The sequence below is a fragment of the Citrobacter enshiensis genome (genome assembly GCF_029338175.1).
GTDB lineage: Bacteria > Pseudomonadota > Gammaproteobacteria > Enterobacterales > Enterobacteriaceae > Citrobacter_D > Citrobacter_D enshiensis.
This window is the reverse complement of the sequence record NZ_CP119862.1, coordinates 3,173,591-3,194,682: the sequence shown is the minus strand read 5'-3', so window position 1 is coordinate 3,194,682 and position 21,092 is coordinate 3,173,591. Positions and strand designations below refer to the sequence as shown.

Annotated in this window: 20 protein-coding genes; 7 read left to right on the top strand and 13 right to left on the bottom strand. The window is 49.9% G+C overall.

The window, feature by feature from the left end; translation table 11 throughout:
- Positions 1 to 708 precede the first annotated feature (708 nt).
- The gene (locus tag P2W74_RS15380) at positions 709 to 1,218 is read right to left on the bottom strand and encodes an HNH endonuclease (RefSeq protein ID WP_276292292.1); all 510 of its coding nucleotides are present in this window, start codon (positions 1,216 to 1,218) and stop codon (positions 709 to 711) included.
- A gap of 366 nt (positions 1,219 to 1,584) precedes the next feature.
- On the opposite strand from P2W74_RS15380, the gene P2W74_RS15375 reads away from it, so the two are divergent.
- Complete coding sequence (locus P2W74_RS15375; RefSeq protein ID WP_276292291.1) at positions 1,585 to 2,511, top strand: hypothetical protein; 927 nt, start codon at positions 1,585 to 1,587, stop codon at positions 2,509 to 2,511.
- 129 nt (positions 2,512 to 2,640) lie between these two features.
- Here P2W74_RS15375 and P2W74_RS15370 read toward each other — a convergent pair whose 3' ends face one another.
- On the bottom strand, positions 2,641 to 3,189 hold the full coding sequence (locus tag P2W74_RS15370; protein ID WP_276292290.1) for a GNAT family N-acetyltransferase: 549 nt from the start codon (positions 3,187 to 3,189) through the stop codon (positions 2,641 to 2,643).
- A gap of 357 nt (positions 3,190 to 3,546) precedes the next feature.
- On the opposite strand from P2W74_RS15370, the gene P2W74_RS15365 reads away from it, so the two are divergent.
- Complete coding sequence (locus tag P2W74_RS15365) at positions 3,547 to 3,975, top strand: ester cyclase (protein WP_276292289.1); 429 nt, start codon at positions 3,547 to 3,549, stop codon at positions 3,973 to 3,975.
- 197 nt (positions 3,976 to 4,172) lie between these two features.
- On the opposite strand, the gene P2W74_RS15360 is transcribed toward P2W74_RS15365, so the two are convergent.
- The 3 genes from P2W74_RS15360 to rimO all read right to left on the bottom strand — a co-directional run bounded on the left by P2W74_RS15360 (position 4,173) and on the right by rimO (position 8,042).
- Entirely contained in the window at positions 4,173 to 5,486 is a 1,314-nt protein-coding gene (locus P2W74_RS15360) for a murein L,D-transpeptidase catalytic domain-containing protein (protein WP_276292288.1), read from the bottom strand.
- A 204-nt stretch (positions 5,487 to 5,690) separates the two neighbouring features.
- Positions 5,691 to 6,359 (bottom strand): hypothetical protein, encoded by a 669-nt coding sequence (locus P2W74_RS15355; protein WP_276292287.1) that lies wholly within the window; start codon positions 6,357 to 6,359, stop codon positions 5,691 to 5,693.
- A gap of 357 nt (positions 6,360 to 6,716) precedes the next feature.
- Positions 6,717 to 8,042: a 30S ribosomal protein S12 methylthiotransferase RimO gene (gene rimO, locus P2W74_RS15350; protein ID WP_276292286.1), complete on the bottom strand. Its 1,326-nt coding sequence runs from the start codon at positions 8,040 to 8,042 to the stop codon at positions 6,717 to 6,719.
- A 230-nt stretch (positions 8,043 to 8,272) separates the two neighbouring features.
- Here rimO and bssR point away from each other — a divergent pair, with 230 nt between their 5' ends.
- Entirely contained in the window at positions 8,273 to 8,656 is a 384-nt protein-coding gene (bssR, locus tag P2W74_RS15345) for a biofilm formation regulator BssR (RefSeq protein ID WP_276292285.1), read from the top strand.
- A 102-nt stretch (positions 8,657 to 8,758) separates the two neighbouring features.
- Positions 8,759 to 9,874 (top strand): PQQ-dependent sugar dehydrogenase, encoded by a 1,116-nt coding sequence (locus P2W74_RS15340; protein ID WP_276292284.1) that lies wholly within the window; start codon positions 8,759 to 8,761, stop codon positions 9,872 to 9,874.
- Between the two features lie 65 nt (positions 9,875 to 9,939).
- Here P2W74_RS15340 and P2W74_RS15335 read toward each other — a convergent pair whose 3' ends face one another.
- Positions 9,940 to 10,566 carry a glutathione S-transferase family protein gene (locus tag P2W74_RS15335; RefSeq protein WP_276292283.1) on the bottom strand — a complete coding sequence of 209 codons (627 nt, stop codon included), beginning with the start codon at positions 10,564 to 10,566 and terminating at the stop codon, positions 9,940 to 9,942.
- A 260-nt stretch (positions 10,567 to 10,826) separates the two neighbouring features.
- Between P2W74_RS15335 and dacC the strand changes: the two genes are divergently transcribed.
- Positions 10,827 to 12,029, top strand: coding sequence for a serine-type D-Ala-D-Ala carboxypeptidase (dacC, locus tag P2W74_RS15330; protein WP_276292282.1), 1,203 nt, complete (start codon positions 10,827 to 10,829; stop codon positions 12,027 to 12,029).
- 52 nt (positions 12,030 to 12,081) lie between these two features.
- Here the strand turns inward: dacC and deoR are convergent, their stop codons facing one another.
- The gene (deoR, locus tag P2W74_RS15325; RefSeq protein ID WP_276292281.1) at positions 12,082 to 12,840 is read right to left on the bottom strand and encodes a DNA-binding transcriptional repressor DeoR; all 759 of its coding nucleotides are present in this window, start codon (positions 12,838 to 12,840) and stop codon (positions 12,082 to 12,084) included.
- A 71-nt stretch (positions 12,841 to 12,911) separates the two neighbouring features.
- Positions 12,912 to 13,520, bottom strand: coding sequence for an undecaprenyl-diphosphate phosphatase (gene ybjG / locus P2W74_RS15320; protein WP_276292280.1), 609 nt, complete (start codon positions 13,518 to 13,520; stop codon positions 12,912 to 12,914).
- Positions 13,521 to 13,826: 306 nt separating this feature from the next.
- Here ybjG and P2W74_RS15315 point away from each other — a divergent pair, with 306 nt between their 5' ends.
- Complete coding sequence (locus P2W74_RS15315) at positions 13,827 to 15,059, top strand: MFS transporter (RefSeq protein ID WP_276292279.1); 1,233 nt, start codon at positions 13,827 to 13,829, stop codon at positions 15,057 to 15,059.
- Positions 15,060 to 15,133: 74 nt separating this feature from the next.
- Here the strand turns inward: P2W74_RS15315 and P2W74_RS15310 are convergent, their stop codons facing one another.
- Both P2W74_RS15310 and P2W74_RS15305 read right to left on the bottom strand, forming a co-directional pair.
- Entirely contained in the window at positions 15,134 to 15,949 is an 816-nt protein-coding gene (locus P2W74_RS15310) for a Cof-type HAD-IIB family hydrolase (RefSeq protein WP_276292278.1), read from the bottom strand.
- Positions 15,949 to 17,157, bottom strand: a complete 1,209-nt coding sequence (locus P2W74_RS15305; protein WP_276292277.1) for an MFS transporter — start codon at positions 17,155 to 17,157, stop codon at positions 15,949 to 15,951. Before P2W74_RS15305 ends, P2W74_RS15310 begins: the two co-directional genes overlap by 1 nt.
- A gap of 85 nt (positions 17,158 to 17,242) precedes the next feature.
- On the opposite strand from P2W74_RS15305, the gene P2W74_RS15300 reads away from it, so the two are divergent.
- Positions 17,243 to 17,785, top strand: a complete 543-nt coding sequence (locus P2W74_RS15300) for a TetR/AcrR family transcriptional regulator (RefSeq protein ID WP_276292276.1) — start codon at positions 17,243 to 17,245, stop codon at positions 17,783 to 17,785.
- Positions 17,786 to 17,801: 16 nt separating this feature from the next.
- Here the strand turns inward: P2W74_RS15300 and P2W74_RS15295 are convergent, their stop codons facing one another.
- From P2W74_RS15295 to P2W74_RS15285, 3 genes are all read right to left on the bottom strand, one after another.
- On the bottom strand, positions 17,802 to 18,602 hold the full coding sequence (locus P2W74_RS15295; protein ID WP_276292275.1) for an SDR family NAD(P)-dependent oxidoreductase: 801 nt from the start codon (positions 18,600 to 18,602) through the stop codon (positions 17,802 to 17,804).
- Between the two features lie 104 nt (positions 18,603 to 18,706).
- Positions 18,707 to 18,931, bottom strand: a complete 225-nt coding sequence (locus P2W74_RS15290) for a hypothetical protein (RefSeq protein WP_276292274.1) — start codon at positions 18,929 to 18,931, stop codon at positions 18,707 to 18,709.
- Between the two features lie 460 nt (positions 18,932 to 19,391).
- A complete protein-coding gene (locus tag P2W74_RS15285) occupies positions 19,392 to 21,077 on the bottom strand; it encodes an aspartate:alanine antiporter (RefSeq protein ID WP_276292273.1) in 1,686 nt (561 codons plus the stop codon).
- Between the last annotated feature and the right edge of the window lie 15 nt (positions 21,078 to 21,092).

The window sequence follows — 21,092 nt, the reverse complement described above, 5'->3', positions numbered from 1 at the left end:
TTGAGTAGCCAGAATGACTATTAGTTAATTACATATATAGGTAATCAGTAAGAAAACGCGACGGTGACGCTTTCTTTACGTGATCAACGCGAACCAGGGGCAGAATATCTTTCTTAATAGAATTGTGTAGGCAGTTCTGAGCCGATAGGCATTTTCTTCGAGCTAACCCCCCGTAAAAAAACTCCCTATTTATGAGCTAACGGCAAAAAAACTTTAGCCACCTGAATTGATAAGGACAGAACAAATGGCTTGTGCCCGTTTTGATGAATCGAAAATTAATTCATGAAACTGGCCTACTCCGGTCTAACACTCGTTCAAGTCGGTCCGTCAACCTGCTGTGTTTGAGAGACTTTATCCCACCAGTAAGGAGCTGAGAACTGGTTACATATGACGATTATGGCCCAACTATTATCAGCTCTGGCTTCTGACCGACTGGCTAGCAGCAACGGCATGATGGATGGCTTTTTCTGTCCACTGGCAATGGAAGAGACGTAATGTCTCAGTACTCAATCTTTGATGTGTGTGTTGAACCGACTTATACTCGCGAACCGAATAGCAATCGTTGTGCGGGTAAAAAAGCAGGAGAGATCTTAACTTCTGCTCTGAGCGAGGAGCGGACATTTCCTTAAAAGAAAATTTAAATCTAATGTAAAATAAAATTTAACATTAAATGGACTGGTTAACCTGGATGACTATAAGTATTTTAATTCATAAAGTAGTCTGACTAAATATTTTTTTCAAAGCTTCCCTAATAATATACACCTTGGTTGCATCAGAAAATCTACCACCATGTGTTCCTGCCTTTTTGAACAACTCACTGAAAATTTCTTTGATAAGAATTTCATTAACTGCCATTTGAGTTTCTTTATTATATTTATCCATTTCCTGTTGGATTAGTCTTAACATGCTTTCCATTTCAGTAGGTTGCTCATTCATCCATTCAATAAGCGCAGATTCATTAGCAATATCTGGGCTTTCTCTATGGCATTTACTGCATAGCAGAATATAATTTGAGATATCATTACTTCCGCCTAGTGAGTGAGGGATAATATGCGCCCTCTCCAATTTTGAGGATTCGCGGCCACAGCAGACACATACATTGAAATCACACGCATTATCATAGCGCGTATCATCCAAACCTCTTTGAATTCCATTGTCAATCCAGTACTGCCAGATCATTTTTTTACTTGGTGCGTTTTGTCTAGGAACTACTGCCATATTACTGCTCCTCAAGAATTCAAACAGTTGATGAGAGATAAGCTGACCTGCGCCCTATAGATTAACACACTACGCTGTTAGCAACGTCCGCTTCTGACACAGAGCGGAAGCTAACTGAATCGTAGGTCTGCTTTGAGCGAACAGCGGAAGTTCGCAACTCCATGACTAACATTGAGGTGTATTAAGCAACGAGGAGCAGGTCAACTGAAGGGTTAATTATTTAAGAGCCTGCTCAACTTTTTTAGACTCATGCCCTACAATCGCTTTCTCATCTTCCAGCTTGTCGGGCCGAAAGATTAGCAACGCTCAGGTGTGGAAAAGCGTAAAATAAGCAAGATACATAATGCATGAAGATAAGGGACAGGCATGACTGCATATTCAAACTCTGATGCGGCAAGCGACTTACGCCCGGCCTTAGACAAGGCGCCCACTGGCGCAGTGAAAGGTGAATGGTTCTTTATTACGGAACAAGCTGGTGTCTCCTCGCAAACTGGAGGCTACATCTATGCCGACGGGAGTCACGTTACTGCTGGTGACCAGGCTTTTCAGAGGGTCCGCAACGTTGTCGATAAACTCGAATCATCACGGATAAAGCCGTTTAATAAGGTCATTGTTCGCTGGACAAAGTCTAAATTACCGTTAATGCGTGGGCGCGTTACGGTTGACACAATATTTGATGAGACAATTGTGCCGCGTGGTCTTCAAAGTCCGATGTATGAGGCTGCCGCTGTCGCAAGACGAGCATTCTGGAAAAGGTATGGCGACGTGTCAGATAGCTTTATTACTGAACGAGATGACGCAAACGTACACAATCAGACGAAATGGTTCGGACCCCATCGCCGGGTACTCAGCACCAAAAGCAGCACCAAATTAACGCTGGCCACCGATGGTCTCTCGACGCCCTGGGCCGGCGTTGCAAACCCGGAAAACGGCGTAGAATGCGAACTTTTCATGGAGATGGATGCTTCGGATAATACCAGCTATCAGATTGATGACTGGGCTGATCTGTTAATTAGCCTAGGGGATCTCGTTGCCGAGGGCTATCAGGTCGCTGCCGATGTTGAAAAATATGGAGCCATCCTGTTTTGCTCTCTTACGGACGACTATAAACCAATGACCCGCATCATTCTCAGCCGTGATGGTCGTCAGATTGAGGGGTTGCCATTCGGTTCAGTTCCGCTGATCCGTGTAACGCCGATAGCAGAGGCAGAGATTGAACATCATGACCAGTCCGATGAATGGGCATCAAACGCAGCAAGGCATGCACTCGCGGAACGGGAGATAGAAACGTAGATAATTATCACATGGTTATTCACGCCCCTAGAGGGCAGAGTGAGCCGGTCACCTTTCTTAAGGAAGACCAGCATCAAATTATCAAACTTTGTTCTGCTTTGAGCGATAAACAGACATTTTATAACGTTATCAACCTCCCTGATGAGCATTCCATTCGTCACGGGTGATTTCCCAGAGTTCAGAATCCAGCAGACCGCTGACATACTCTTTCTTTTCAGTCCTGATGAGCCGCATGCCACTGCTGTCTGAAATACGTTTTGAATGCCTATTGAGAGCCGCTTTAGGCGCACGCAACACGGTCTTATTTAACGAATTAAACCAGTAGTCCGTAGCTACGATACTGGCCTCACGCATAAAGCCCTGGCCCTGATACTCAGGAGCTAACCAAAAACCACGGTTATTATCCTCAACGTCATACAGACAGATTAACCCCATTAGTTCATCAGGCGTTTCACGGTGTCTGATAGTCCAGATCCAGGCTATTCCATTTGCCATATCAGGCAGGGCAACGTTATTAACGTAATTCTCGGCACCATTATCAGGATAGGGCCACGGTACTGAAGAGACCATGTAGCGAACTATCTCCCAACGTGGATAAAGCCTTTGGATTTGTGAGGAATCTTCAGGGGCTAATGGCTTCAACAGCAAACGCTCTGTAGAGAGTATAGGTATTGGCATCCGCACTTTTCCTTCATGAGCTTGATATCTATTTTCAGTTTTACCTGTTCAATAGTTACCTCAATTTATTTGGATGTACAGAAAATATCCATACAATTGGAGGTGCAGTTAGCAAGTGGTCAACGTCAGCTCCTGGCACATAGCTGTCCAAAATAGAGAGCAGGGGAATTATCACAATAAAGGTCTTTGAGATGCCTGGAGAAAGTGTGACGATGCAATGAGTAGAATCAGCGTGGCATGTTAAGCATCTGACATATTTCTTTTATTTTACATTCACTTACATTCATTTTTTGTCTTGGCCTGGTATGCTGGCGTAGCGTATTTTCCTGCTATGAATACTTAAAATAACGGTGGTTAATGATGACGAATATCGAAGTAGTGAAAGCGTATTTTAAATACTGTGTTGATGGGAAGGATGTAGAGCGTGTCAGTGAATTTTTCTCAGAAGATGTGGTGAACCACCGCCCGGATTGTCCTGCTCCTTTAGTGGGTCTGGAAGTCTTTAAAAAGGGATTGCGCGACAATGTCACAGATCTATACGACAGTATTGTGACGACTTTCCAGAAAGAGATTGTTGATGGCGACCAGGTCGTCGTAGCGCTAACACATGTAGCCAGAGGCTCAAACACCTGGAAAGGTTTTAACGTAGAGGGCAAGGATGTGACCTGGACAAGCCTGACGTATTTTCGCTTTAACAATGAAGGGAAGGTGGTTGAAGAAATTGTAGAGCGAAATGAGCTACACATGTCACATCAGTTAGGACTGGTTCTGTCTGACAAACATTGATCGCACAATACTTGCTTTTCGACTGAAGCCCGCTCTGTGCGGGCTATTTCATGAGTTGCATACCATTAAAGTGTTATGGTAAATCGAATAACGAAGCGATTATTCCATCATAACCCTGATCTGCTCCCCCACAATTAGCATCACACTGTGCCAGAAGCGCTCGCTTCTGGCACAAAGCAAGCATGACAAACTCCAGTTCAGGATATCAGCAGCAGTGAGCCCCCTTTAAGCTGATCAATAAGCGCCTGCACAAGGGCATACTCTACGGCAGGACAACCATGAGATCGTCCACAACGGCCATATTGCTTAACATATTGCTCCCCCGCGTAGGGGACGCCATGAAAGACAATGCCGCGTTTATAGGCATTACTGTTGCTTTCTTCCAGACCTTCCAGTCTTAGGGCTCTGCCATGTTGTGCCATCGTATAGGTGCTCAGCGTTTTATAGAGGCCTAACGAACTTTGGTATGACTCTGGTGTATTTGAAAAAATGGTGGCCAGTCCGTCATGATTGGGATCGCTGCCCGTCCCATGCACCGCATGAACACTCTGCACCGTCTTATTGACCCGGTCAAAAATATGCATTCTTTTTGTTTTGGAATGTTCTTTAATTTTGAAGACAGCCCAATATCGGGGATTGGATCCGGCATTATTATGCGTCTGCCAGTCAATCATTCTTTTAATGTCATCGTGCGGAACACCTGCTTTGTCCGCCAGTGCATATAATTCCTCTCCGATAGATGTTCCCGGCACCAGTGGAGGTACACTAACGTCTACGCTGTCATTATCAATCAGTGAACGAAGTCTATTGGCCCTGTTTGTCCAGCCTTTAAGGAAAACCTTCTGGGATGGATTATTGGCGGCAATCTGGTTAAATCGTTCAATAATTTTATCGGCAAACAGCGGGATGAATTTGTCATCGGTAGTATTATTGATGGCTTCCAGCGTTTCACTGTTCATTCTGGCGGTTTGATTAATACCCAGCACTGATTGACAAAGTTTTAATGCTGTTCCAGGGCCAAATAACACGCCCATATCAAATAGCGCGGTAGCAATGCTCTGGTCTAACACTTGATCAAGATTTAATACATCCCAATAATTTTTTTTGTAGATGATATTAATGGTTTCAAAACTCATGTTTTTTACTTCTTCTTCTGTAACGTCATCTCTCCCCAGATACTCCTCTAATCGCTTAAGGGTGATGCCTTTATTTGTTGGTCCGCCTCTGTCCGCCGGATGGTTTGTATAGCCACCCTCATTTTTTAAGGTAAATATCAGCGCTTCATCAATATTTGACCCCGGTTGATCAATCACGTTATCAATTGTTGTGATATCCGGTATAGGGTCGTCTGGTAGCGGTTTATCCGTAAACGATTTTTCGGCCATGAAGGCTTCGAGTTTTTTAATTGCAGACAACGTCAAAGGTCCGATGAGGCCATCTATTTTCCCACTATAAAGATCTAATGATTTTAATGCTAACTGGAGTGACTCAATTTTGTTCTGAGTAAACATCGCATTCTCCTTTATGAGGGGAGTACAGATAGCAGGGCTATCCTGTACTTATTTATTTGTTATTAGCTCCTGGAGTGGGGAAGAGAATTTATTCGCAAAATGAGGCGCAAATAACATCATGCTCAAGCACTATACCCGTCAGACCAACGTTGTATTGCTGTGTACCTTTTTATAAAAATAACTGTTCTCCTCCCCACTAAATTTTTATTGCAACTCTTGTTTGACGGCAAAGAGAGAATAATCCACACGGATGTTTCCAGTCAGGTCAGGGATACCATCTCGTTTCCGTTCACCATATCGATAATGTTCTTGCTTGTTGAGCGACATATAGAGCAGGCCGAGTTGATCATCGGGATTATTTTTCAGTGTTGTGGCTACGACATTAGTTAAAAATTTCGCAATCATCACACCGGCTGCATACGCAGGATTGACAGCGCCAAGAATAAGTGTCCCTAAGCTCGCAGCAAAAACATCAAACTCAGGCTGCATAACTGCCGATTCCAACTGCCTTCCTATTTCGTTGGTATTATTGTCATCCTTAATAACCGTCAGGCACCAGTTGAAATTATCTGGGATGTCGGGGGAGGAGTAGAGAACATATCCAGTATCGCCAAAAGTGAGTACGGAATTATCTTTAACATTCGCGACTTCATTAAATATTCGAGCTGACGCAACTTGTTGAACTGCCTGTATGAGTAGCTGTTTTTTTACCTCCTCATCATTTTCTGAATACCAGGCGTCAAGTATCGGAATATCTGCGTCTGAAGTGATGAAACTGATTAATTTAACTTGTACAAAACTATCACCTAAAAAAAGAAAAGCATTTTTATGATTATCTAAAATCCTGATTCTGTTTATTCTAAAATAAAACATACTCCCTCCTGTTGTAGGTGGAGATGACATGTGTATTGAATTCAAATAATCAACGTTATTAATTATCTGTTCAATAGCAGTATAGATTGACCACCCAGACCACGCCAATGGTTACCGTTCGCATCATCATTAAACTGAGAGGAAAAAAATTTCATGTTATTAATTTATTATTGCTCAATGATATTATGTTATAAGAAATTGGAATGGCAGGATAAAGTTATCCTCTGCTCTGATTTTTTGACGTAAAAAACGTTATTGCTGACATTAAAAAAAGCCAGGCATAAAAACCTGGCTTTCTTCGGGAGCGGTGCGCCCGCTTATCCTCAATACACGCCTCTTTGTAGGCGGCGCAAAGGGTTACACGCGGCTACCCCACAGATCGTATTCGTCGGCGTTCTCTACTTTCACGCGCACGATATCGCCTGGTTTCACGTTAGTTTCACCGTTCAGATAGACTGCGCCATCGATTTCCGGGGCATCGGCCATGCTGCGGCCAATTGCGCCTTCTTCGTCGACTTCATCAACGATGACCATAATTTCGCGGCCCACTTTTTCCTGCAGGCGTTCAGCAGAAATTTGCTGTTGCAGCTGCATAAAGCGGTTCCAGCGCTCTTCTTTTACCTCTTCCGGTACCTGATCCGGCAGTTCATTGGCGCCTGCACCTTCAACCGGGCTGTACTTGAAGCAACCAACCCTGTCCAGACGCGCTTCTTTCAGGAAGTCGAGCAGCATCTGGAAGTCTTCTTCCGTTTCGCCAGGGAAGCCGACGATAAAGGTTGAACGCAGGGTCAGCTCCGGGCAGATTTCGCGCCACTGTTTGATGCGCGCCAGCTGGCGGTCCACAGACCCTGGGCGTTTCATCAGCTTGAGAATACGCGGACTGGCGTGCTGCAGCGGAATATCGAGGTAAGGCAGGATTTTGCCTTCCGCCATCAGCGGGATAACGTCATCCACGTGTGGGTACGGGTAGACATAGTGCAGACGCGTCCAGATACCCAGTTTTGAAAGCTCTGCACACAGATCAACCATGCTGGTTTTGACCGGCGCGCCGTTGTGGAAACCGGTGCGGTGCTTCACGTCGACACCGTATGCAGAGGTGTCCTGGGAGATCACGAGGATCTCTTTGACGCCCGCATCGACCAGACGCTTCGCTTCGCTCAGCACCTCGCCAATCGGGCGGCTTACCAGATCGCCGCGCATGGACGGGATGATGCAGAACGTGCAGCGATGGTTGCAGCCTTCAGAAATTTTCAGGTACGCATAATGACGCGGGGTCAGTTTGACGCCCTGTTCCGGCACAAGGCTCAGGAACGGATTGTGTTTCGGTTTGGGCACATAGTGGTGAACATGCTCCAGCACTTGCTCGTAGCTATGAGGTCCGGTGATCTCCAGCACTTTCGGATGAACTTCGCGGATCTGATCGACTTTCGCACCCAAACAGCCGGTGACAATCACCTTGCCATTTTCGTTCAGCGCTTCACCGATCGCTTCCAGTGATTCTTGTACGGCGCTGTCGATGAAGCCGCAGGTATTGACGATAACCATATCGGCGTCGTCGTAGCTTGGCACCACGTCATAGCCTTCGGTACGCAGTTCAGTCAGGATTCGCTCCGAATCGACGAGGTTTTTCGGGCAGCCAAGGGATACGAAGCCGATTTTCGGCTGGTGGGTTACTTTGCTCATAGCTTAAAAATTGTTCAGTTATTGGAATGGTCAGGGCAGGGATTCTACAGAGATCTGGGCAAAAATTGTATCGCAATCTCACCGGGCATTAAGCACAGGCAAGATGAAGGTTATAGATACAATGTAAATTTTGTTAATTTATGGTGAATTGTTGATCTCAGGCATCATTATGTTCAAAAAATGACCATACTATTAAGTTGCACCATGAGTAGAAAGAGGAGGGACAAGGTATGGTCGTTGACAGACTGAGAACCGCTCTGCTTAACAAGCTGATCAACGCGCGAATTGATCTCGCCGCGTATCTGCAGTTGAGGAAAGCGAAAGGCTACATGTCAGTCAGCGAAAGTGATCGTCTGCGTGATAACTTTTTTGAACTGAATCGAGAACTTCACGATAAATCACGACTGCAGAAACTTCATCTGGACATAGAAGAATGGGAGGCATTGCATCTTGCCGAAGGTGCATTAGCTGCCGCTGCCGTCTGTCTTATGAGCGGACATCATGATTGTCCGACTTTCATTTCCGTCAACGCAGAGAAACTTGAAAACTGTCTGACGAATTTGACGCTCAGCATCCAGTGCCTGAAAACGCATTCCATGCTGGCACAGGTCTAAGCAGGGGGGAGGCAACTCCCCCTTATCCTAAGTTTTTGTAAAAATAATTCTGCACACCTTCTCGCTGACTACGCTTTAACGCAGAGCCATACAGGAGGCGTTATGCGTCGATCTCACCGCTTTTTACTCCCATTATTGCTGTTCTCAACGCTTGCCCATGCCGTGCCATCCGCAGTCAGGGTCGACGTGCTGCAAACCAAACTTGATCACCCGTGGTCGCTGGCTTTTTTACCCGACAATCGCGGGATGCTGATTACGCTTAAAGGTGGCCAACTGCGGCACTGGCAAGCCGGGAAAGGGCTTTCCGATCCGCTGACCGGGGTACCGAAGGTGTGGGCGCATGGGCAGGGGGGATTGCTGGACGTGGTGCTGGCGCCTGACTTTGCGCAGTCACGCCGCGTCTGGCTCAGTTTTTCGGAAAGCGATCTGAACGATAATGCGGGCACGGCGGTAGGGTATGGGCGACTCAGCGAAGATCTGAAGCGCCTTGAGAACTTCCAGACCGTTTTTCGCCAGATGCCGAAACTGTCCACCGGAAACCATTTTGGCGGTCGCCTGGTATTTGATGGTAAAGGGCATCTGTTTATTGGTCTGGGGGAAAATAATCAGCGTCCTACCGCACAGGATCTGGATAAATTGCAGGGCAAAGTGGTGCGTCTGACCGATCAGGGAAAAATCCCGCCGGATAACCCGTTTGTCAACGAGGCCGGGGCGCGTCCTGAAATCTGGGCGTATGGCATTCGTAATCCGCAGGGGATGGCGATGAACCCGTGGAGCGATACGCTCTGGCTGAATGAACATGGTCCTCGCGGCGGGGACGAAATCAATATTCCGGAAAAGGGCAAAAACTACGGCTGGCCGCTGGCAACCTGGGGAATCAACTACAGCGGTTTTAAAATCCCGGAAGCGAAAGGGGAGATTGTGGCGGGGACCGAGCAGCCGATTTTTTACTGGAAGCACTCACCCGCAGTCAGTGGAATGGCGTTTTATAACAGCGACCGATTCCCGCAGTGGCAGCAAAAACTCTTCATTGGGGCGTTAAAAGAACAGAATGTGATTGTCATGACGGTCAATGAGAATACGGTGACGGAAGACGGGCGTATCCTGGGGGAGCGAAGACAACGCATTCGCGATGTTCGCATCGGGCCGGACGGATTTTTATATGTGTTAACCGATGAGTCCGACGGGGAATTACTCAGAGTGAGTCCGCGAACGTAGCGTGCAATGCCTTCAGACGCCGGGTTAGCCTGTGGCTCACAGACTAACCCGCAGAGGGATACCGCTTAGCTGACCGGGATCATCACGATTTTACGGAACGCCGGACGTTCGCTGAGTTGCTGATACCAGCGCTCAAGGTTCGGGCGTGGCGTCCAGGTCAGGCCGACATTGAACAGGTTATAGACGAAAGGCGCGATGGCGATATCGGCCACGCCAAATTCGTTGCCGGAGAACCAGCGTTGACTGGCCAGCGCGTCGTCAAGCATGCCAAACAGGCCATCGCACACCTTGGCGCTGGCGTCGATGGCCGCAGAGTCGCGTTGTTCCACCGGCGTTCTGACCAACCCAAACAGGATAACGCGGTGCGTGGGGCTTAGCGTTTGGTTTGCCCAATCCATCCATTTTTCACCTTCCGCGCGTCGGGCCGGGGAATCTACCCACAACCGGTTTTGCCCGTACTGTGCCGCCAGATAACGCACAATGCTATTGGATTCCCACAGCACAAGGTTGGTTTCATCATCACGCAGTAACGGCACCAGGCCGTTGGGATTCATGGCCAGATATTCAGCGTCATGATTGAGGCCAAATTGACCTCCGGCGAGAATATGTTGAAAGGGTAATTCCAGCTCTTCAAGCGTCCACAACACTTTTTTAACATTGGTCGAGTTGTTTCTGCCCCACAGCGTAATCATAGTAACCCCTTAATTTGATTGGGCAGCCTTAGGGCTGCGATCGACGTCTGACCCGGTACATAGTGAAATAAAGCTAATATTTACGCAACAACCTGCAAAAAAAACGTATGGAATGCAGCGTAGCGGGGCGTTATTGCATAAACTTTAAAAACTTTACCTACTTACGGTTTCTTTAAGCTCGTTAGTGCGTTATTACTCACCAAACTTGTAACACGGTGGTGTGACGTGGTTTTTTTGGAATGGATACTCGGGTGGCATTTATGAAGCAATACTCCTTTTCTCTTCGCAGCCTTGCTGCGGGCTCAGCACTATTATTCCTTTTTGCGCCGACCTTGCAGGCGGCCGAGCAAACGACCGCGCCGCCGAGCGTTGATGCGCGGGCATGGATCCTGATGGATTACGCCAGTGGAAAAGTGCTGGCTGAAGGTAATGCGGATGAGAAGCTCGACCCTGCCAGTCTGACTAAAATTATGACCAGCTACGTGGTCGGGCAGGCGCTGAAGTCCGGAAAAATCAAGCTGACGGACATGGTGACGGTGGGGAAAGATGCATGGGCGACGGGAAACCCGGCATTGCGCGGCTCATCGGTGATGTTCCTTAAACCTGGCGATCAGGTGGCGGTTTCCGACCTTAACAAAGGCATTATTATTCAGTCAGGTAACGATGCCTGTATTGCCCTCGCCGATTATGTTGCCGGCAGCCAGGAATCGTTTATCGGATTAATGAATGGGTATGCGCAAAAACTTGGCCTGACTAATACGACCTTCCAGACGGTACACGGTCTGGATGCGCCAGGGCAGTTCAGTACAGCCCGGGATATGGCCCTGCTGGGAAAAGCCTTGATCCACGACGTGCCTGAAGAGTACGCCATTCATAAAGAAAAAGAGTTTACGTTTAACAAGATCCGCCAGCCAAACCGTAACCGTCTGTTGTGGAGTACCAATCTGAATGTCGACGGAATGAAAACCGGGACAACGGCGGGCGCAGGGTACAATCTGGTTGCCTCCGCAACCCAGGGTGATATGCGCCTGATCTCTGTGGTGTTGGGGACGAAAACTGACCGTGTTCGCTTTAATGAATCGGAGAAATTACTGACCTGGGGCTTCCGCTTTTTTGAAACGGTAACACCCATTAAACCGGATGCTACGTTTGTCACGCAGCGCGTCTGGTTTGGCGATAAGAGCGAAGTGAACCTCGGCGCAGGTGAAGGCGGTTCGGTGACAATCCCGCGTGGACAGCTTAAAAATCTGAAAGCGAGCTTTACCCTGACCGAACCGCAGTTAACGGCGCCGCTGAAGAAAGGTCAGGTGGTGGGCACCATCGACTTTCAGCTTAACGGGAAATCCATTGAGCAGCGTCCGTTAATGGTGATGGAAGCGGTGGAAGAGGGTGGGTTCTTTAGCCGGATGTGGGATTTTGTGATGATGAAATTCCATCAATGGTTTGGCACCTGGTTCGCGTAATCCCCGCGATGCCGGAGGGCGGCGTTTGCGTCGCCACCCGGCAAATACTGCCTCAATACATGAGTTTAATGTGATGCGCTTTGGCGTAATTGACCAGTTCATCATCCGGGCGGCAGTCGCTGATAATGGAATTAAAGCAGGTTAATTCGCCCATGCGCGCCGGTCGCACTTTGCCAAATTTACTGTGATCCACGACCAGAACGTGGTATTGCGCCATCGACATCGCCCACTGTTTCACCGGTAACTCTTCCAGATTAAAACAGGTTGCGCCTTTGCCGACATGCACGCCCGCGGCAGAATAGAAGGCGATATCCGGGCACAGGTTATTCAGGGTTTCCTGAAAATTGAGCGGCTTAAAAATGGCATTGCTGGCGTGAAATTCACCGCCGCACAGGATGGCGCGACACAATGGTTTTTCCTGCAACGCCAGAAAGGTATTCAGCGAATAGCAAATGGCGGTGAAGGGAAGTTCATTATCAATGGCTTCAATAATCCACGGTGTGGTGGTGCCACAGTCGAAAAAAAGCGTCTGGTGCGGTTGTACCAGGCTTGCTGCCAGCTGCGCCGCGCGCCGTTTTTCTTCGACCAGACGGGATTTCTGATCGCTGAGTAAATAGTGACTGGCGCTACGGGGTTCCAGAACGATATAGCCACCCAACAATACGACGGGCGCGCTTTTATTGTTCAGGTCGCGACGGATGGTCATCTCAGATACGCCCAGAAGGGTCGCGGCTTCTTTTAGGTGTAATTTATCGCTGCGCTTTAACGCTTGCAGTAATTGACCAATACGCTCGTCGCGTCGTGTTTCCATAGTTCCCCTGGAGAGTTAAGTCATCACCCTGCACAGTACAGGGCGATTAATACTACTCTTTTTTCATCAGATTAGTCACGTACCCAGCCTTTTCGGATGGGAAGCGCAAAACAGATGCGATAGCAGGTTTGCAGGCTGCGATAGAGCGACGCGCCATATTTTTGCCAAATCATCTGCGCGCTCAGACATCCGATCATACTCACCAGTAAACCGCCGACCATGTCCAGCGGCCAGTGTACGCCGAGGTAAACGCGCGACCAGGCGATAGTCACCGCCAGCACCATTAAAACAGCGCCTGACCAGATCCGGTGCCAGAACAAAAATGCCAGCGCAACGGTGAAAATCACCGTACCGTGATCGCTGGGAAACGAATCATCTGCGGCATGATGCAGGAAGTTATAGCCAACATGGTCGACAAACGGACGATCGTGAGGGAACAGATGCCCCATTGCCCAGGAGACAGCCAGACTGACTACCAGGGCGATCGCCATCTTTATGATTAACTGGCGCTGGGTACCGACCTGATCTCGTGGTCCCCAAAGCCAGAGTACCACCGCCAGCAGCGGCACAATACCGATCGCATCTTTGGCAATGAAAATGGCGAGATCAATCATCCACTGGGCGGAGTCGGGGGTGGCGTTGATGAAAGAGAACAGCGAATTATTAATATTTTCCAGCATAACATTCAGACTTAGCGCAATGAGGTGAATAAAGGACAGCCATGTAAATGACCCGTGCCTGGCTGAGAATAAAAGCCCTGCTAAATACCGTAAAGCGGTATTGTCTTAAAGGTGTCATCTCAGGGTAATTAACAGAGTTCCGACAACATCATAGCGGTAGCAACTTAAATTAACCTTAAAGGAAACAGGTGCTAAGGGATATTCTGTAAAAATGTGCGCTATTTGCTGTCAAAGCGCATAATTTGCTATATCCGCAGACGCGCTTTCATTACACTTTGCGCGATTTTTCATTTGTGAAGAGATTGCATGCAAAACCGTTTATCTTCTGGCGCCCGACTGGGTCGTCAGGCATTGCTTTTCCCTCTCTGTCTGGTGCTCTACGAATTCTCCACCTACATCGCCAATGATATGATCCAGCCAGGCATGCTGGCGGTAGTGGAACAATACCAGGCCGGAATTGACTGGGTCCCGACATCAATGACCGCCTACCTCGCGGGCGGCATGTTTTTGCAGTGGCTGTTAGGGCCACTGTCGGACCGTATTGGCCGTCGCCCGGTAATGCTCGCGGGTGTGGTGTGGTTCATCGTCACCTGCCTTGCCACGCTGCTTGCGCAAAACATTGAGCAATTTACCTTTCTGCGCTTCCTGCAGGGGATCAGCCTGTGTTTTATCGGCGCAGTAGGTTATGCCGCGATTCAGGAATCTTTTGAAGAGGCGGTGTGCATTAAAATTACCGCGCTGATGGCCAACGTGGCGCTGATTGCGCCCTTGCTGGGGCCTCTCGTCGGGGCCGCGTGGGTGCATGTGCTGCCGTGGGAAGGCATGTTCGTTCTGTTTGCCGTACTGGCGGCATTCGCCTTTTTCGGTTTACAGCGTGCCATGCCGGAAACGGCAACCCGGATAGGCGAAAAACTCTCGCTGAAAGAGTTGTGGCGGGATTACAAGCTGGTGCTAAAGAACGTGCGCTTTGTGGCTGGCGCGCTGGCGCTGGGGTTTGTCAGTCTGCCTCTGCTGGCATGGATCGCACAGTCTCCCATTATCATCATTAGCGGCGAACAGCTCAGCAGCTATGAATATGGTCTGCTACAGGTCCCTATTTTTGGCGCGCTGATCGCAGGGAACCTGGTGCTGGCGCGTCTGACGGCCAGGCGGACGGTTCGTTCGTTAATTATCATGGGCGGCTGGCCGATTATGCTGGGGCTGATTCTCGCGGCTGCGGCGACGGTCGTCTCATCTCATGCCTATCTGTGGATGACGGCAGGCCTCAGTATCTATGCCTTTGGTATTGGCGTGGCAAACGCGGGGCTGGTGCGTTTGACCCTGTTTGCCAGCGACATGAGCAAAGGCACCGTGTCTGCCGCGATGGGCATGTTGCAGATGCTGATTTTTACCGTCGGTATCGAGGTGAGCAAATATGCTTATCTGGGCGGCGGAAACGGTCTGTTTAGTCTGTTTAATCTGGCAAACGGGATTATCTGGCTGCTCCTGATGTTTATCTTCCTGAAAGATAAACAGGTAGGCGCTTCACGGGAAGGATAATCACCAGCCTGCCGGAGCGATCCGGCAGGCTGGTTGTTTGAAACCTCGACCCTGCTTTGCATGGCGCTTGCCGATCAGTGGGTAAACGGCGCTTCGCTCCGGAGTATCCTGTCAATAACGTCCAGCACGCCCTCTTTGTTGTTCGAGCCAGCGCGGTACTTTGCGGCTGAGACAACGACTTCTTTGGCATTTTCCATGGCATAGCTAAAACCGGCCTGGCGCAGCATTTCTATATCGTTACCGCCATCGCCAAAGACGGCGACTTCATCATCGTTGATCCCCCAACGCTGTTGGAGCAGACGCAAACCGGTGGCCTTATGCACGCCCGGGATGATCAAATCGATACTGCCGTAACCGGTATGCACCGGCACCATGATGTCGCCGATGGCCTCGTGCAGTTCGGCCTGCAGTTCAGGAATGCGATCTTCGGAAATGTTAAGACCGAATTTAAAGAAAATATCGTTGATATTGCTGAAGTTATCGACGAATTCAAGGCGATGGTAGTACATCGCCGCCATCTCTTTTAAGGCATCGTCATACCGCTTCAGGGTGTACGCACTGTTTTTACCGCAGGCGATAATTTCCACCTCCGGGCGCGTCAGCAAATGGTCAACCACCGCATGAAAATCGGCGCTGGGCAACTTACCGTTGAACACATCGTCTCCCTCGCTCACCACCCAACCGCCGTTTTCGGCAACGAAGGCGATTTCGTGGGCAATGTCAGGGAAAAAAGAGATGAGCTGATAATACTGGTTGCCGCTGGCGACCACAAAACGGATCCCTTTCTCTTTCATCTGCTGGTACTGCGCCATAAACCGCTCATGGTTATAGGTTTTTTGGTCGCTCAGAAAAGTACCATCCATATCTACTGCAATTAACTTGATACCCATTAACCATTCTCCATAGCAGTGTGCGTTTTTGTTTCTGGTTTAGCGACCGCTTTTGCAACCAGCGCCGCCAGCAACACCAGTGCCAGAACGACCAGCATGGCGCTACGCAGCCCATAATGTTCGCCGAGATATCCCAACAGGGGCGGCCCGACGAGGAAGGCGAGATAACCTGTCGTGGCGACCACGCTGACGCGTGTCGGGGCGTCGGGGCCGGTATCGCTGGCGGCAGAGATCGTCAATGGGAAACCGAGCGAGGCCCCAAGCCCCCAAAGAACCACGGAGACCCCTGCCACCCAGGCGCTATCAACAAAGATGATGAGACCAATGCCGATCGCCCCCATTAGCGCGCTGGCGCGCACCACCGCCACGCGGCTATATCTGTCAATAAACCAGCCGCCGGTGAAACGCCCAACGGTCATGCCTAACGTGAAACCAGCGTATATCAGAGAGCCGGACGTTGGGCTAAATCCGTGCCCGTCTACCATCAGCAACGGTAACCAGTCATTGGCGGACCCTTCCGCAAACGCCATTGCCAGTACCACTACGCCAATGAGTAACAGCTGGAGATCCCGGTAAAAGGGCAGCCCTTTTTCAGCCGGGTGGGTGCCATCATCGGCGTTTTTACCGGTGCCGTCGGGGATTTCCCGAATGGCGATAAAAATAGGCGCAATGGCTATCATGCCAGCCAGCAAAATATGTGTTGTGGCCGGTACGCCAATTGCGGTCAACGTCATGCCCACACCGGCTCCCGCCAGTGTGCCCAGACTATAAAAGCCATGCATCATCGGCAGGACGGTCTTGTTCATTTCGCGTTCAACCGCCGCGCCCTCGACGTTGATCGCGACCTCTGCAGAACCGAAACTGGCGCCAAAAACACCCAAACCCAGCGCAAAGAGCAGCGGGGAGGTAAACCCTAACGCAATGCTGAGAATCACCATACCCACGACCGCGCATGACATCGTTATCTGAATAACGTTGCGTGTACCGAATCGCTTCACCAGCCAGGCCGAACACAGAATACCGCTCATCGATCCAATCGAAAGACCAAACAGTACCGCCCCCATTTCCGCCGTTGAAATAGAAAGAATGTCCCGGATGGCGGGGGTGCGCGTCGCCCAGGACGCCATCAGCAACCCTGGTATGAAAAAGAACATAAACAGAGCCCAGGTTCGGCGTCTTAATGCCCTGCGTGATGAACTGGCGGTCATGAATTCAAGCCAAAAAAGAGAAGAAGGAAGACAACACTAACAACTTTGTGTACATTTGTACATAAATGGAATGAGAGGAAATAGTGTGCGACGTGCAAACGATCCAAACCGGCGAGACAAAATCGTTCAGGCCACGCTGGAGGCGATAGTGACCTATGGTCTTCATGCCGTGACGCACCGAAAAATCGCCACTATCGCGGATGTGCCGCTGGGGTCAATGACCTACTATTTTTCAGGCATTGATGATCTTCTGATGGAGGCGTTTAGCGGTTTTACCGAAAGCATGTCGCAGCAATACCAGACCTTTTTTGATGATGTTAATGATGCGCAGGGCGCCTGCAATGCCATTACCGACATGATTTATGGCTCCCAGGTCACAACGCCGGACAACATGGAACTGATGTATCAGCTGTATGCCTTTGCCAGCCGTAAGCCAGCCTTAAAACAGGTGATGCAGAACTGGATGCAGCGCAGTCAGCGCACTCTGGAGCAGTGGTTTGATCCTGTCACCGCCCGTGCGCTGGACGCATTTTTAGAAGGTATGACCCTGCATTTTGTGACAGACACCACGCCGCTCGCGCGTGAAGACATTCTGGTGATGGTAAAGCGAATCGCCGGGGAGAAGTGAGGCGACTACTGCTGCCTCATCCGTCAAGCGTTGCGCCCGCCGTCATATTAACCACCGTTGCGGTCATGGCGCTTGCGTGATCCGATGCGAGAAACGCCATCGTCTCAGCCACTTGCGAAAGCGTTGGCAGCCGTTTGAGCATTGTGCTTTGCGCCGCGCCCGCGACCCACTCTTCTACGGATAATCCCATCGCTTGCGCCTTTGGTGTGAACACTTCGCGGGTATAAGAGCCTGCCTGAACCGCGTCGACAATCGCATGAGAACGCACGCAGATGGCGCGAATATTTCTCGGGCTTACCTCACTGGCAAGCGCCCTGGTGAACGCTTCCATACCTGCACAGCCGACGATGTGACCGGAGTGGCCCGACACCGCCATGGGACCTGCGGGAGCGACGACGGAGAGGATGGTTCCTCTACGTTCACCCCCCATATGGGGAATAACCGCTTTGGATATATTGAAGTATGCAGACAGAAACGGGCTTATACCCTGCATAAATTCGGGCAGCGATAATTCTGCGATTCCTTTTCCCTGATTGTGGTTAAAGCCGGTTGCGTTTACCACGATGTCAATGCCGCCGACCCGTTGGGCCAGTTGCGCCGTGCGCGTAAAGGTGGACTGCTCGTCAAGTACGTCGATGATAAATGTCCCGGCTGTTCCGCCCGCGGCGCGGATTTCGCCAGCGATCTGATCCAGGCGAGTCTGGTGGCGTGCGCCAAGGTACACTTGTGCCCCTTCACGCGCTATTACCTGCGCAACCGCGCTGCCAATTGCGCCGCTACCCCCGAAAATGACAGCGATTTTGCCTTCAAGTAACATTGCGTTATCCCATCACCCGTCTGCCCATTCAAAATTATGGGCAATAACCCGCATCATGCAAGCGGGTGCAATGTTGGTATCGGGTTAAGTTGCGGGCGCTGATTTTAGGCCAGGGGCATGGGGGCTGCTTTTCCTTCCCGTTCAGAGAGTTCATGCATGGCCTGGGCTAACTTTTCCTGGCTCTCACTTAATTGATTCGAAAGGGCTATATTGCTGACTGTCAGGGCATCAATCTCTGTCTTATGTTTTTTGTTTTTTTGGACAAGAATGACCGCCAGGACAGGAGCAAGTAAGGCTAACAAGGGTACAAAAACGAGAAATAAAATCATGTCTAAATCCTTTTACGCTATCAATATGAAACAGTTGTACGTCTTATGCATGCGGTCACTTCGATATCCGAAAAAGCACATTCGAAATTATTTTCTGTCGTTGGATTTTTAATTATAGCTGTTGTCAGTCTTGTCGCGATTGCGACCAGGAATCGAGGGTGTTCAGAAATGAAGAGGGCGAAAACGTCAGAGGGAAGGAACTCAGATATCTGCGACCGGTTTTGGCGCGGGCGCCATTTTGTCGCCACACTCGTTGAAAGCGTGCTCTAACTAGCTGATTTGAAGGGGGCTGAAATTCAGGCAACAAAAAACCCATCAACCTTGAACCAAAACGGCGGGGTTGATGGGCTCCACAAATTGGGGACATCAAAGAAAAGCAGTGGCACTAGTTATGACTGACACCTTTAAGAAAAGTTCTACTAACTAGCAAAAAATTTTCACTTAATGGCAAACGTCAGTTTTATCCTAAGCCAGGCCAGATGATGACGATCAGTGTCCCCGCCAGCGTCAGCAAGACGTTGGCAATCGCATAGGTGCCTGCATAACCTAATGCAGGGATGTTGCTCCGTGCGGTGTCGCTGATGATTTCCATCGCCGGGGCGCAGGTACGAGCCCCCATCATGGCGCCAAACAATAAAGCGCGGTTCATGCGTAATACATAGGCGCCAAACAGGAAGCAGATGACAACGGGCACCAGGCTGACCACCAGACCTGCAATCAGCATTTGCCCGCCGACTGCGCCAAGTCCGTTGCCGATACCGCTGCCAGCACTCAAGCCGACGCCCGCCATGAAGACCATCAGGCCAAACTCTTTCACCATGTTCAGCGCCCCCTGAGGGATGTAGCCAAAGGTGGGGTGGTTGGCGCGCAGAAAGCCGAGCATGATTCCGGCGAACAGCAGCCCGGCAGCATTACCGATCCCAAAACTGAAGTTGCTGAACTGGAAGGTGATCATCCCGATCATCAGGCCAATGATAAAGAAAGCGCAGAAGGCCAGCAGGTCAGTGACCTGGCTGTGAATGGAGATAAACCCGATGCGATCCGCAATGGTTTTGACGCGACGGGCATCACCGCTCACCTGCAGGACATCGCCTTTATTCAGCACCACGTTGTCGTCGATGGGCATCTCAATCTGGCTGCGGATCACGCGGTTAAGAAAACAACCGTGGTCGGTGAGTTTCAACTGCGCAAGACGGCGCCCCACGGCATTGTGGTTTTTCACCACGATCTCTTCGGTGACGATGCGCATGTCGAGCAAATCACGATCGAAGACCTCTTTCCCATTACGGAAGCTGGGATCGAGGCGGGCATGGGCGTCAGGGTAACCCACTAACGCGATCTCATCGCCCATTTGCAACACTGCATCGCCATCGGGATTCGCCAGAATACCGTTACGACGGATTCGTTCGATGTAGCAACCGGTCTGACGATAAATACCCAGCTCGCGCAGATTTTTACCGTCTGCCCATGCAACAAGTTCCGGACCTACGCGGTAGGCGCGGATAACCGGCAGATAGACTTTGCGGTTGGCGTCAGTGTCCAGGCCGCGTTCGCGCGCGATCTGTTGGGCGCTGGTTTGCAGGTCCTGGTGCTGGAGTTTAGGCAGGTAACGGGCGCCGACAATTAAACTGACCAAGCCGATCAGATAGGTCAGCGCGTAGCCCAGGCTCAGGTTATCCAGCGCGACGGAAAGCTGCGAGCTCGCCATTCCAGAATGGCGTAGCGTATCGCCTGCACCGACAAGCACCGGAGTGGAGGTCATCGAACCGGCGAGCATGCCGGCCGTCAGGCCGATGTCCCAGCCAAACAGCTTACCTAACCCCAGGGCGATCAGCATGGCGCTACCCACCATCACCAGGGCTAACATCAGATAATTTTTCCCATCGCGAAAAAAAATGGAAAAAAAGTTAGGCCCAGCTTCCACGCCGACACAGAAAATAAACAGCATAAAGCCGAGATTCAGGGCGTCAGTGTTAATACTGAAGTGCTGCTGTCCTAATAATAGAGAGACTACTAAAACGCCAATGGAATTACCAAGTTGGACCGATCCCAGGCGCAATTTGCCCAGACACAGACCAAGCGCAAGGACCACAAATAATAACAGGATGTAATTCCCATTTAACAAATCTGCGACGTTTATATTCACGGAGACTAACTTCTT